This window comes from Zhongshania sp. (assembly GCF_047636175.1).
GTDB lineage: Bacteria > Pseudomonadota > Gammaproteobacteria > Pseudomonadales > Spongiibacteraceae > Spongiibacter.
In genome coordinates, this window is the sequence record NZ_JBLIKC010000004.1 from 76,748 (window position 1) to 91,095 (window position 14,348).

At 48.1% G+C, this 14,348-nt stretch carries 10 protein-coding genes; 2 read left to right on the plus strand and 8 right to left on the minus strand.

Annotation, left to right across the window (positions count from 1 at the left end; translation table 11 throughout):
* Positions 1–97 precede the first annotated feature (97 nt).
* Positions 98–298 (minus strand): hypothetical protein, encoded by a 201-nt coding sequence (locus ACI955_RS03255; RefSeq protein ID WP_415242303.1) that lies wholly within the window; start codon positions 296–298, stop codon positions 98–100.
* A 444-nt stretch (positions 299–742) separates the two neighbouring features.
* Entirely contained in the window at positions 743–997 is a 255-nt protein-coding gene (locus ACI955_RS03260) for a hypothetical protein (protein WP_415242304.1), read from the minus strand.
* A 669-nt stretch (positions 998–1,666) separates the two neighbouring features.
* Here ACI955_RS03260 and ACI955_RS03265 point away from each other — a divergent pair.
* Positions 1,667–2,143 carry an Lrp/AsnC family transcriptional regulator gene (locus tag ACI955_RS03265; RefSeq protein WP_415242305.1) on the plus strand — a complete coding sequence of 159 codons (477 nt, stop codon included), beginning with the start codon at positions 1,667–1,669 and terminating at the stop codon, positions 2,141–2,143.
* Between the two features lie 145 nt (positions 2,144–2,288).
* Here ACI955_RS03265 and aceF read toward each other — a convergent pair whose 3' ends face one another.
* From aceF to ACI955_RS03290, 5 genes are all read right to left on the minus strand, one after another.
* The gene (aceF, locus tag ACI955_RS03270) at positions 2,289–3,989 is read right to left on the minus strand and encodes a dihydrolipoyllysine-residue acetyltransferase (protein WP_415242306.1); all 1,701 of its coding nucleotides are present in this window, start codon (positions 3,987–3,989) and stop codon (positions 2,289–2,291) included.
* Positions 3,990–4,010: 21 nt separating this feature from the next.
* A complete protein-coding gene (gene aceE / locus ACI955_RS03275; protein WP_415242380.1) occupies positions 4,011–6,656 on the minus strand; it encodes a pyruvate dehydrogenase (acetyl-transferring), homodimeric type in 2,646 nt (881 codons plus the stop codon).
* Between the two features lie 381 nt (positions 6,657–7,037).
* Positions 7,038–9,887 carry an insulinase family protein gene (locus ACI955_RS03280; protein ID WP_415242307.1) on the minus strand — a complete coding sequence of 950 codons (2,850 nt, stop codon included), beginning with the start codon at positions 9,885–9,887 and terminating at the stop codon, positions 7,038–7,040.
* Positions 9,888–9,913: 26 nt separating this feature from the next.
* Positions 9,914–11,011, minus strand: a complete 1,098-nt coding sequence (locus tag ACI955_RS03285) for an AI-2E family transporter (RefSeq protein WP_415242308.1) — start codon at positions 11,009–11,011, stop codon at positions 9,914–9,916.
* Between the two features lie 42 nt (positions 11,012–11,053).
* Entirely contained in the window at positions 11,054–11,284 is a 231-nt protein-coding gene (locus ACI955_RS03290) for a sulfurtransferase TusA family protein (protein WP_415242309.1), read from the minus strand.
* A gap of 159 nt (positions 11,285–11,443) precedes the next feature.
* On the opposite strand from ACI955_RS03290, the gene ACI955_RS03295 reads away from it, so the two are divergent.
* A complete protein-coding gene (locus ACI955_RS03295; RefSeq protein ID WP_415242381.1) occupies positions 11,444–12,877 on the plus strand; it encodes a M48 family metalloprotease in 1,434 nt (477 codons plus the stop codon).
* Positions 12,878–12,984: 107 nt separating this feature from the next.
* Here the strand turns inward: ACI955_RS03295 and nadA are convergent, their stop codons facing one another.
* Entirely contained in the window at positions 12,985–14,028 is a 1,044-nt protein-coding gene (nadA, locus tag ACI955_RS03300; protein ID WP_415242310.1) for a quinolinate synthase NadA, read from the minus strand.
* Between the last annotated feature and the right edge of the window lie 320 nt (positions 14,029–14,348).

Consider the following 14,348-nt stretch of genomic DNA (forward strand, 5'->3'; position numbering starts at 1 on the left):
ATTTATTATGATAAATAAACATCTAAAACGCATAATTTACTACAAAGTCATGAATTATATGGCTATTACCACTGACTTATCCCCGCGCAGCAATACTCTATGTTCCGCGCTTTGATGCCATCATCGTCAGAAACAATGCCGCCGTTGCCAGCGCATCGCTCATGGCATTATAAGGAGGATATTCTGGTAGATTATAGCGCTGCCAGTATTGCTCTTGGCGCAGGTCACCGGAACGGATTATCAAATACCGAGAATTCAGTCGCTTTGTTTCAAATGCGAGAATATCGACAAACGGCATTAGCAATCTCGTGCCGTGAAAATGAACACATCATTAATCCAAAAATGCCATATCGCTCACAGCACAATAAAGGATGAGCACCCGCACTTTTAAGACCTCGAAGAAAAATGACATCACGCAACTACGGAGAGAGCGTCGCCCGAATCACCGTCACGAAGATGATGAAAGAGCGCACTGTGGCCAACACTATTATTAGTGCGCAATAGATATGGGCCGGTCCGGAGCATATCAATCTGGCTATTTTCACGGAGAAGCTAGGCAATACCTACCGCCTCGCCGTCGTCGGGTTTCAATCTAGTGGTTTGCAAATCCACCGCCAAATAGCGATTTTTGTGATTCTAGCCTAGCCAGATTTTATTGCTCCTCAGCCATAATTTCCGCAGGCCGGCTATAGGTATACTTAAAAGCAAGCTCATGCGCCGTCATCAGGAAGGGATAGCTGCGCTACTCTTCGCGGAGCTTAGTTAAGCCAACAAAACGCGATAGTATCGATTGAAACTCACCTTTGCTAATGTCCACCATCTCCAGCACTCGACCATAGAGCATAATGGTAGGCACATTTCTGCCACCTAATTCTTTTTGGGTTTCATGCAGGCAATACAGGATGGCGCGTTCCTTTTTATTTAAGCCGTCGCGAACATCTGGCAGATTCTCAAAGACGCTGGAATGATAATCTCCGGTGTTTTCGTCTCTGTTCACACGGCCACCGTGATAGTGAACATCTTTTTGTCTTCCATCCCCACCATTCTGCAAAACATTTGCGTGTATCCATTAAAACTGACAAAAATCACTAGACTCTGCAATGAATATTTCATCATCGCAAATACCGTTTTAAATCATTAAGTAAAACAAAGAGTGGACCATACATAGCATCACCGCGTGCCCTATGCGTCGCAGACGAGTCGACAAACGCTGCTACGCCTAGACTAATTGACTCTCCGATATCTGCAGATTACGAGCACTGTCGAGCGCCGCAATATTGGCATTAATAGATGTACTCATAAAATAAGAAAACTAATATCTACTTATAACACTAACATATCGGCCATGATTTCAAAAAAATCAACTGACTTTTTGACGTCTGGCTGAAATAAATAACATTAGAGTAACGGTCATTTCTGACTAGCCGACCTCTACTTAAGATAAGTAATAAGGCGCATCAAAATGCGTCATGGAATTATCAGCAGCCCAAAATTTGCGGCCAGCAACTGCTCTATGTTTGAGCGGCATCGAAAGTAATTAGTGTCCATAAAATGAGAATATCTAGCATGAAAGATAACGAAAACGTATATTAAATAGACCTGAAACGCGCTAGTATTTGCATAATATTTGCCACAAACTAATTCACATTTGAATAAGGTTTGCATTATGAGCATTGAACTAAGCAAGCAAGACCTTAGTATTCTCGCCATCCTTCAAACCGACGCTAGCAAAACATCAAGCGACGTCGCGGATATGGTGGGTATGTCGCAATCACCCTGTTGGCGGCGCATCAACCGGATTGAGCAAGATGGTCTGATTCGCAAAAAAGTCGCGTTGCTAGATCGTCATATCTTGGGCATGGATTTGGTGGTATTCGCCACCATTAATCTCACTGCATCAGGTCGCCAAAATCTGGAAGAATTTGAGTTTTCAGTTGAAAACTTTGATGAAGTTGTTGAGTGCTACACCATGACTGGCATTTGGGATTACATGTTAAAAATTATTGTAAAAGATATTCGAAATTACGAAAGCTTTGTCCGCGACCGCCTATTAAGACTACCTATGATTCGCGAAATTCACTCGCACATTGCGGTAACAGAAATCAAAAACACCACCGAATTACCGTTAAAAACCCAGCTTTAATGTCTGGATTTCCGCCTATGACTGATAAGACATAATTTTCAAGGACCCACTTTGGGTGTAAACCAAAACACATTGGCCTACACCTCTTCTGCAAGTATCCCCCCGTACAGCCAATAGCATCCAGCCAAAATCAGGGCAAGAAAAACTACAGTAACAGACGTCGTATGTCCTTTAGCAATTCACCCATAAAGGTAAAAAACTGCCCTGCATCAACACCATTGATAGCGCGGTGATCATAAGATAAAGACACTGGCAACATTTTACGTGGCATAAACTCGCTGCCATTCCACTGCGGTTTTACTGCGAGTTTGGAGACCCCCAGAATAGCCACCTCTGGGGCATTAATAATCGGCGTAAAGCCCGTACCGCCAATATTGCCAAGGCTAGAAATAGTAAAACAGCCGCCCTGTATCTCTGCAGGCTTGAGTTTGCGGCTCTTGGCCTTTTGTGCCAGCTCTGCGGATTCCGCCGCCAGCTCCCATAAGGATTTTTTATCGACATCGCGAATCACCGGTACCACTAAACCAACAGGCGTATCGACGGCAATACCAATATTGACGTATTTCTTGAAAATCATACTCTCGCCGTCACTACTCAGAGACGCATTGAATTTTGGGTAGGTGCGCAAAGCGAGGGCAGCGGCTTTAAGCAAAAACGGCAGCGGCGTGAGCTTAACTCCACGCAGCTCACTCTCTCTCTTAACACTGGCGCGAAAGTCTTCTAACTCGCTAATATCCACATCATCGAACTGAGTCACATGCGGCAAGTTCAACCAGCTACGGTGCATATTCGCCGCGGTCAGCTTGGCTAGCTTAGTTGTGGCCTGCACATCGATCTCACCAAACTGGCTGAAGTCGATATCGGGGATAGCAAGAATACCGGCGCCGCCTGCAGCTGCAGCAGACTTGCCGCTAGCTAGATCTTTAACAAATTGTTGTAAATCTTCTTTGAGAATACGTCCACGCGGGCCGGTACCCGTCACCTGCTCTAACTCTAAACCGAATTCCCGTGCCAACTTTCTAACCGCAGGTCCGGCGTAAATATCGGCGTGGCTAACGATGGTCGTCCCGGCCGGCTCTGACTTACTCACTGCAGGCGTCGGCGAAGCGGCCGGGGGCACTGATTTCTCTGCGGTTTGAGCAGGTTTTACTGGCGCTACTGCGACAGTTTTTTCAGGCTCAAGCTGTTCAGCGGCAGATTGACACTCAATTTCCGCAATGATGGTGCCTTGCTTGGCGCTGTCACCGACTTTAATCGCTACCGACAAAATCTTACCGCTATGCGGGGACGGAATTTCCATAGAGGCTTTGTCGGACTCTAACACCACCAGTGAATCACCTTCGCTAATCTTATCACCCTCAGCGATACAAACTTCTATAACCTCGATATCCCCACTGCCGCCAATATCAGGCACTTCGATGGTTTCACGCTTAAGACCCGCAGATACTTCCGGTTCATCTTTTGCCGAAACTGGCTCAGCCTTATCTGTGATTTCTGATTCTGTGATTTCCGATTCTGGGGTTTCTGGTTCTGAGGCTTCAAGCTCTGAGGTTTCAGTAGCATCAGTCTTGCCAGCAGGTAGTGCCTCGGAATTATCGACAGCGGCGTCCGCCTCTACCTCAAGCTCGAGGATCACATCTCCTTCGCTAACCGTGCTGCCGTCCTTAATACTAATGCTCAGTACTTTCCCGGCCTGTGGCGAAGGAATTTCCATCGATGCTTTATCAGACTCCACTACCACCAAAGAGTCTTCTTTCGCGATGACATCGCCAACTTTTACACAGATCTCAATGACATCAACCTCACCGCCACCTAGATCAGGAATTTTTATCGTTTCTTTAGCCACAAATAAATCCTTCTTAAACAATTAGCTGCACAGCGGATTGGGTTTATCCATGTCTAAACCAAAAGTCTTAATGGCTTTTGTCACTTCGCTTAGAGCCAGCTGACCGTCGTCAGCTAAGGCTTTTAATGCCGCCACCACAATATACTGGCGATCTACTTCAAAGTGCTGACGCAACTTCGCGCGGGTATCAGAGCGACCGTAGCCATCAGTACCCAGCACCACATAGCGAGACTCAATATAAGGCCGCAACTGCTCGCCATAGGACTTAATATAGTCTGTAGCGCAAATCAATGGTCCCTGCTTGCCACGCAGCTGCTCGGTCACATACGGAAGCCGAGGCTCACTTTCTGGGTGTAGCATATTCCAACGCTCGCAATCTAAACCATCACGGCGCAGCAGATTAATACTGGTTGCACTCCAGACATCGGCGTCAACGTTATAATCTGCTTTGAGTATTTTTGCGGCAGCCTCTACTTCCCGTAAAATAGTGCCACTACCCATCAATTGCACTTTCAATTTAGGCTTTTTAAGCGCCGATGGTGCAAGGCAGTACAAGCCCTTAATAATGCCTTCGGCGCTATCTTCAGGCATATCTGGGTGACTGTAATTTTCGTTCATGACGGTCACGTAATAGAAAATATTTTCCTTGTCTTGATACATCCGCCGCATACCATCTTGAAGGATAACAGCCAGCTCATATGAGTATGTCGGGTCGTAAGACACACAGTTAGGAATCATATTGGCCATTAAATGACTGTGGCCATCCTGATGCTGCAAGCCCTCTCCATTAAGTGTGGTACGCCCTGCGGTCGCGCCAATTAAAAAGCCCCGCGCTTGAGAGTCTCCGGCAGCCCATGCCAGATCCATAATCCGCTGAAAACCGAACATAGAATAAAAAATATAAAACGGAATCATCGGATAATGATGATTACTATAAGAGGTCGCTGCCGCCAGCCACGCCGAGAATGCACCCGCCTCAGTAATACCTTCTTCGAGTATCTGGCCTTGTTTATCTTCCTTGTAAAACATGACCTGATCTGAATCATGGGGTATATAGCGCTGGCCTTGGGAGGAGTAAATACCTAACTGACGGAACATGCCTTCCATACCAAAAGTGCGCGCTTCATCCGGCACAATGGGCACGATACGAGAGCCCACTTCTTTATTTTTTACCAAAGTGGACAGCATGCGCACAAAGGCCATGGTAGACGACACTTCGCGCTTACCAGTGGACTTGAGTTGGGCGCTAAAGGTATCGATCGCAGGCGTTGTTAAAGCCTCAAAGTCTGCCTGTCTAGCCGGTAAAAAGCCGCCAAGCTGTTCACGACGCTTACGCATATACACCATTTCAGGGCTATCTGTGGCCGGACGATAATAGGGTACTGATTTTAAGTTATCGTCACTAATTGGCACGCCAAAACGGTCACGGAATTTTTTCAATTCTTCTAAATCGAGCTTCTTAACCGAATGTGCTTCGTTCTGTGCTTCACCGCCGTCGCCCAAGCCGTAACCCTTAACGGTCATAGCTAAAACAACGGTCGGCCGACCTTTAGTTTCCATGGCCTGGGCGTAAGCAGCATAGACTTTATAAGGATCATGACCACCACGATTAAGATACATAATATCTTCGTCTGACAGGTCTTTCACCAACTCCAGCAACTCTGGATATTTGCCAAAGAAATGTTTACGAGTGTAAGCACCCCCATTGGCCTTGTAATTTTGGAGCTCACCATCAACCACTTCGTTCATGCGCCGACGCAATAAACCAGTGGTATCTTTTTCTAATAATTTGTCCCAGTGCCGACCCCAAATAACTTTAACGACATTCCAACCAGCGCCGCGGAAGACACCTTCTAATTCCTGAATAATTTTGCCGTTGCCACGCACCGGCCCATCAAGGCGCTGTAAATTACAGTTAACGACAAAAATGAGATTATCCAGACTTTCGCGACCAGCTAGCGCGATAGACCCCAGCGATTCGGGTTCATCACTCTCACCATCCCCCATAAAGCACCACACCTTGCGATCACCATGATCGACCAGCCCGCGACTTTGCTGGTATTTCATTACGTGCGCTTGGTATATCGCTTGAATGGGACCCAAGCCCATACTAACAGTAGGAAATTGCCAGTAATCAGGCATCAGCCATGGATGGGGATAAGACGACAAGCCCTCACCATCGACTTCACGCCGGAAACTGTCCAACTGCGCTTCATCAATACGACCCTCAAGGTAAGAGCGCGCATACATACCCGGCGAGCTATGACCTTGGTAGTAAATTAAGTCAGCCTGTTCGCCCCCACGAAAAAAGTAGTTAAACCCCACATCGTACAAGGTCGCAGACGACGAAAAACTCGAAATATGACCACCCAAGCCCTCGTTATTATCATTGGCGCGCATCACCATGGCCAGGGCGTTCCAGCGGATCATAGAGCGAATTTTACGTTCCATAAATAAGTCGCCGGGCATACGGCGCTCATTGCCGGGCTCAATGGTGTTACGAAAAGAAGTGGTAATTGCAGAGGGAAGTTCAGTGCCTGCACGCGCTGCGTGCTTGGCCAGTCTTTTCATCAAAAATGCCGTGCGCGCGCGCCCCCCATTTTTTAATACACCATCAAGGGCTTCTAACCACTCTTGGGTTTCTTGGGGGTCTAGATCTTCGCGCAAATCATGATCTTGGTACATACACCGTCCTTTACAAATACAGTGGGCTGCCCAGACCAGCAAGCATTGTGCTTGAATGTGTTCCGCTTACAACTGATTAGCCGAAGAGCGATCAGCTCCGCGATCAGCCTGTGAGTGACGGTTATCACCTGGCCTAGCTGGGTGAAACGCGAGCCTTTTGAGCAGGCGAGCACCCGAATACAGAAGTTATTAGCTAGCCTCAAACTCTGGCTTTCAGCGTTTGGGCGACGTAAATTCTCACAGCTTTTAAGCCATAAATCAACTGAATGCTACTATTTTTTATATGAATAACTTATCGCATCATTATGGTAGATTGTATCAAAAACAAGGGCTTACGCCCCACTATAGCCCATCTCCAAGGTATCACTCAAAACGATACGCTGGCAACGCAGCCTTAAATTGGCCGGGTTCTCCACTGGCTTTACCCATGGGCACGGCCTGCGGCCACTTGCCACTATTATAGACCAACAGCGCGCGCTGCCCGGTCTCACCAAGATCACTCTGGGTCAGTGCCAACCAGTCGGCATACTGTAAATCACCTAGCGCCTCGACTAATTGATCTCGGCTATTAAATTCTGGATAGTTATCCAGTAAATCCTGCCAGTGACGTCCAGCCGCATCCCACAAATTTTCCGGCTGCTCGGCAAGGCGCAGCGACAGGCTAGCCTTATGTTTTTCAAAGCTTGCCTCGTCAACGCCAGCCTTCAGCCACTGCTGGATATACGCCGTAATTTCGCCTTGCACAGACGCGGGATCTAGCACTGGAGATTGCACCAAAAATATCAGCCCTGCCACGTCGCGCTGAGGATATACGCTGGCGCTAACAACATAGCCCAACTGCTTGGTAGTCCGCAGCTGATGATAGAAGTCGGCGCTTAACATTTGCGCCGTTAAGCCCATCGCCACCCTCGCTTGCAGACCACTAGCTGCACTCTGTAAATACATCAACACCGCGCTATCGTCGTGTTCTGCCGGTATTTTTCTCACCGAAGTACCCACTGGAAGGTGAGTAATAAATTGCGCCGGTGAACGTGTTTCTAGCGTCATGGGCAGCGCCGCGTCCACCAACCCAGCTAAGGATCTTGCGTCTGCCTCACTAAAGTTACCGTCTACCAGCATGCGTATATGTAGATCTTTCATCACGCTCGCCACATGGCTGGCCACCGCAGACATTTCCGCCTTTTGGGTTGCCGCCTCGTGTGCGCTCAAACCCGGCGTTTCCCGGCTCAACATGCGCGGCAACTCAGCAATCACTTGTTGGTAAGGTGACTGCCTACTAGCGTTTTCAAACTGCCGCAGACGCTGCGCCTTCAAGCGACTAAACCGCGCTTGCTGCCATTCCGGGCTTTTCAACACCAGCAGCAGCTCGCGCAATAATTCACCCTGTTTTTGGTTAAATCCACCAACACTAACTTGAACACCACGCCAGCCTACCGACACATTAAAGTCCAAGCCCGCAAGCTGTGCGGGGTAGGAAAGCTCGTTGAGCTGATCCTTCACCATCTGCAGCCACAAATCGCTTTTTGCCCGCCGCTCAGCATCCGCTGCCACTTCCTCGGATTCAAGTAGCAAATACACTCGGCCCTTTGGCAATTCAAAGGTGTCATCAGTATTCAGCCATAGCTCTACTGGCGTATCGGTAAGCAATTTAGGGATGGCAGAACTATCGCCTTTCTTGAGACTAAAATCTGAGGCAACAAAATTATTTTTAATTGGCAGGCCTAGACCTGCGGTATTCGCAGAGGTCCACCCGCTCAATTGATCTGCAGTGATGTCGCGCACACCATAGGAAACCTGATAGCGCGATATCTCGAACTCGGTTTCCACGCCCGGTGCAACCAAACTAATAAAACTATTCTCTGGCGTCATGACTTCGAGAAATTCTGTTAACAAGCCAGGGCGATACTCATCCATTAAATAAGGACCGCGCAATAACTCCCGCGCGGGAAATTTTTGAAGGCCCATCGACAACTGCACGACCTCATTAATAGCAGCTGGCTGCGCACGGAACATAAACTCCTGATTTGCCAAACCCGACTGCTCGTTAAAGCGCCACTCTTCAATACCCTTGGCCCGCAGCAGCTCAATGCCCTCATAAATAAGGCCGGCAATCTCATCCACATGTTTAAGACCGGACTCCGTCAACGCAACGTCAACGCCAAACAAAGCACCACCCTGATAATCAAAACTCTGTCCAGCACGCAGGCTATCTGCCCAGCCCCGAGCTTTAAGCACCGATAACAAGCTACCACTGCCTTCGTGACCCAGAATATTGCCAATATAATTCAAGGGTTTAACATGCCAGTAACGCTCAGCGTCTGGCACGGGAAAATTTATCGACAAGGAGCGGCGATTTTGTACTGGCTGAATGTTTATCCAGCGAGGCAAGGTACCCGCTGTGAACAAAGCTTGCTCAATGGGCGCAAGATCACGGCCGCGATTTTTCACCCCAGCAAACTTAGGCAGTACCATGGCCTCTAATTGATCGAGTGATTCACGACCGATCACCGTTAGAGTCATGATATTGGCTGAATAATTCTTGCCGTAAAACGCGAGTAACTGTTCGCGCAACGCGACTTCATTATCACTGCGCAAGGTCTCGAGATTGCCGACTGAAAATTTAGCAAAGGGATGATCTTGATTTAGCTGCGCCTTAAACACAGCCAACTCTCTGCGCCCATCATCACGTATACGAGCCCGGTACTCTGAGTTCACCGCATTCACTTCACGCTGAACATATTCGGCATTAAACAAAGGTCCGACGAAAAATTGTGCGAACTGATCTAGAGCCGGCTCTAATGAATCCGCACTAATATCAAAAAAATAATTGGTATGTTCAAAAGAGGTAAAGGCATTATGACTGCCACCATTGGCGGTTATATACGCTTGATATGCGCCGGCCTCCGGGTATTTTTCAGTACCGAGAAACAACATATGTTCTAGGAAGTGGGCTAAACCTTGGTAGTCCTTAGGATCTTGCCGACTGCCAACATTGACGTCTAGCGAGGCTGCTGCCTTATCGGCGGCAGAGTCTGAGATCAGCACGACTTTTAGGCCATTTTCCAATTCAGTGTAGCGATATTCTCGCTGATCACTAACAGGCTTTAATACTGCGCTAGTATCTCGACTATCAAGCCAGTCAGAGCCCAGCCAGCTACACGCCGCCAACTGAAAGAAAATGACGATCAAACCCACTGATTTTAAATATCTCACAATCCTTCCTTTGCCTCATTTGAGTATTAGATATCGTTTGATTCGCCTAGCAGCATGTCGTTAGGATAAAACTCTGGCGCTTTTGGCCGGGGCCAAGCATATAAAATCGCTTTTACTAGGGTTGCCAAGGGGATAGCAAAAAACACCCCCCAAACACCCCAAATACCTCCAAATGCCAGCACGGCCACAATAATTGCCACCGGGTGCATATTCACCGCCTCGGAAAACAATAATGGCACTAAGACATTTCCGTCTAGGGCCTGAATCACACTGTAGACAATGAACAAGGTTAAAAACTCCCCACCCCAACCCCATTGAATGAAACCCACCAACAATACCGGCAGAGTCACCACCGCCGCACCGATGTAGGGAATGACAACTGAAAGGCCGACAACAAGGGCTAGCAAGGCGGGGTAATTCAAACCAATGACAATAAAAGCGATATAGGAAACCACCCCAACAATTACAATTTCAACCGCTTTACCGCGCACGTAGTTGGCCACCTGCACATTTGCTTCCGCCCAGACTGCTTTTAATAATGGCCGCCTACCCGGAAGAAAACTTGCCAACCAACCCAGTATCGTTTCTTTGTCTTTCAGAAAGAAAAACACCAGTATGGGTATGAGAACGATATTGATCATTAATCCCAAGACATTGGGCAACTGAGCGATAGAGAAAGACAATAAATACTGCCCAACCGAACCCAGCTCCTTGGTCGCCAAGGCCATCCAATCTCGAATCTGTTGCTCGGTAAACATTTCCGAGCGCTGCGGCAACAGCAGCAATAAATGCTGCAATTGACGCAGCATGACCGGCAACTCCTCAAACAAGTTGGTTAACTGCTGCCAAACTAGGGGCAGTAAGACCACCAACACCCCAAAGAAAATAGTCACAAAAACCGTATATGTAATGGCAATGGTCAGCCACCGAGAAACACCCATACCACTGAGTCGGGCCATCAGGCCTTGCATCATAAATGCCAGCACAATGCTCGCCATAATCGGCACCAAGACATTTCCCAAGGTCAGCATTAGCAGCAAGCAGGCGACAATCAGCAATAGCAGAACAACCGTCTCTTCTTCTGCAAACAGGCGATCAAACCATGAACGAACGATACCCAGCATGACTGAGGTTCCTATTGGGTTGGTGATGTGAATTGGGCAGTGTTACTTCTTTTTAAATAGATAGCGATAAGTACCGGCATTATCTTCACGGAGCAGCAAGGCATGACCACTTTGCTTAGCAAATACCTCGAAATCTTTAACGGACCCGACGTCTGTCGCCAATACCTCAAGCACTTCGCCGCAGGCCATTCGATTGAGTGCCTGCTTGGCTTTTAACAATGGCAGAGGGCAATCTAGCCCTACTGCATCTAAAAAAACATTAATATCAGTCATAATCCCCGTGCATAACCGGATAAAAACGCTAGTATAGCTCGCCACGTCACCAGCCCCAAGCTAGCACTTTTACCGAATAACAAGGTCATACGCTAGTACGCTCTTGTATGATCAAGAACCAATCCTGATTTTAGCGATGTAAGGGATATACGATTGACAGTGTTTAAACATCTACTCGGTATTGTTTTGTTGCTGAGCGCAAGCTTCAGCCTAGCCGATAACAGCCCATCAGATAATTTACCTGATCTCGGGGACGTTACCGCATCGCGCTTCTCTGCCCAACAAGAGCACGACTTAGGCAGGATGTGGCTAAAAATGTTCCGCAATAGCGTGAAAACTATAAATGATCCTCTCATGCAGGACTATATCGAGTCACTGCTGTACCAATTGGTCTCGAACAGCGAGTTAAAAGACCGGCGCCTTGAAACTGTGGTGGTCGACAATCCCACTATCAACGCATTCGCGGTACCTGGTGGGGTCATTGGTGTGCACAGCGGTTTATTTCTCAATACCGACAACGAAGCACAGCTTGCCGGCGTTCTCGCCCACGAAATTGCCCATATTAGTCAGCGGCACTTTACCCGCTCGCTAGACAAATCTGCACAAAGCACTATTCCAACTCTGGCAGGCTTACTCGCGGGCATCATACTTGCGGCAACAGCCGGTGCTGATGCCGGTATCGCCGCCATTACCGCCACGCAGGCCGCGGCCCTGGATAGCCAGCTTCGCTTTAGTCGTCAAAACGAGCAAGAAGCCGACCGCTTAGGTATGGAGACACTCGCTAAGTCCGGCATGGACCCCAGCGCTGTTCCAGCCATGTTTGAAAATATGGGCAAGAACCTGCGCTATGCCCGATCCAAGCCACCGGAGTTTCTGCTAACTCACCCACTCACTGAAAGTCGCGTCAGCGACAGCAAAAATCGCGCTCGTCAGTATCCAAGAAGGGTGTACGTCGACAATCTCAATTACCAGCTAATGAAAATGCGGGCCACGTTATTTCACAGCAATAATGCTGAGGATCAGCTTAAAAACTGGTCCGAACCTCAGAGCGTTAACGGCGAAGCCCATCGCTACGGCGTCGTCATTGCTTTAATAAAGTTAGAGCGCTGGGACGAAGCCAGAGAAAAGCTCGAACCCCTGCTACAAGATGGCGGCAATCGAATTGCCTATCGTATTGCCGAAGCTAATATCCTTATCGGGAAAAAAGAGATCGACAAGGCAATCGTTCTGCTCAGTGGCTTGTTAGCCATCACCCCAGGCAACCATCCTTACACCATGGCGCTTGCCGATGCTTTGCAAGCCGCCAATCGCTACGATGAGGCCGACCTACTGCTCAGCAAACAAACACGCGAGCGATCAGAAGATCCCGATCTATGGTATCAGCTAGCAGAAGTTCGTGGCTTAGCCGGTAACATTCTGGGGGTGCATGTCGCCCGCGCTGAGTACTTTATTCTTGTCGGTCAATTTGAGCGCGCAAACCAACAGCTGCGCTACGCTTATGAGCGCACAGCTAGCAATCATATTGAACAGAGCCGAATCAGGCAGAGACTAAAAGATATTGCCGATATGGAAGAAAAGCTGAAGAAGCTATAAATACCCGGCACATTATAAATGGAGTCCACGATAGCTATCAGCTGAAACAAAAACGCCGCTTAATTCAGCGGCGTTAAATTTAATTTGGCGCTGGGTACTTGCGAAGATTAACGCTGACCGGCGGCGAAATTCAACATCCGGGTGAGAGGCTTCATGGCCTGCACACCTAACTCTGGATCTATAAACACCTCATTTGAACCACTTTCCAATGCCGCTGCTAAGTTATCCAAGGCATTCATTGCCATCCACGGACAATTTGCACAGCTACGACACGTTGCCCCGCTACCTGCGGTAGGTGCAATAATAAATTCTTTGTCTGGCACCAACTGCTGCAGTTTATAAAAAATACCCTGGTCCGTTGCCACAATCATTTGCTTATTTGGCAGGTCGCGAGCGGCATTAATAATTTGCGTAGTCGATCCCACCATGTCACCTAATGCAGCCACGCTGGCAGGTGACTCCGGATGCACCAATACCGCTGCATCTGGATAGACCTGTTTAAGGTCTAAAATACCCTGCGCCTTAAACTCTTCGTGAACGATACAAGCACCATTCCATAGCAACACATCGGCGCCCGTCTCTCGGCGAACATAGTCACCTAGATGCTTATCCGGTGCCCACAAAATTTTCTGACCTTCGCCGTCCAAGTAATCAACGACATCCAGGGCAATACTGGAAGTGACAACCCAGTCAGCGCGAGCTTTTACTGCCGCCGAGGTATTAGCGTATACCACCACCGTGCGGTCGGGATGGGCATCACAGAAAGCAGCGAACTCCTCAATAGGGCAACCAATATCCAAAGAGCAGGTGGCCTCCAAAGTTGGCATTAATACTCTTTTTTCTGGCGACAATATCTTTGCGGTTTCGCCCATAAACTTTACACCGGCAACCACCAATGTAGATGCTTCATGATCGCGACCAAATCGCGCCATTTCAAGGGAGTCAGACACACAGCCACCGGTTTCTTCAGCTAGAGCCTGAATGTCGGGATCGGTGTAGTAATGCGCCACCAGAACGGCATTTCGCTCAACAAGAAGACGTTTAATTTTTTCACGCAAAGCCGCCCGTTCGTCAGCAGGTACCCGGGGTCGGTCATGCAACTGCGCCAAATGTTCGCGAACCACCTGTTGCGCTGAAGCTAGTTCCTCCATAAATCCATCTCTTTGTCACGGATACTCGGACGCGGAGTTTAACAGATTTGATTACGGCAGTCCCAGCGATAAGGCCCATACAAATAGCACTCTCTGCTATCAAGACCGCAAGTTAGGGATGGTTAAAATGCATAATTTTTTATTTTGGCCAAGCTCCCAGCACCACAATATCAAAGCAAAAACCATTTAAAACCTATAAATATCAATTAACTACACAACCAAAATCAAAAAAAACACGCACAACACTACCATTAAATTTAAGTAAACAACTGTTGACAAACAGATGTGTCGCAACTATTGTGCACACCTGTTCACTAAAG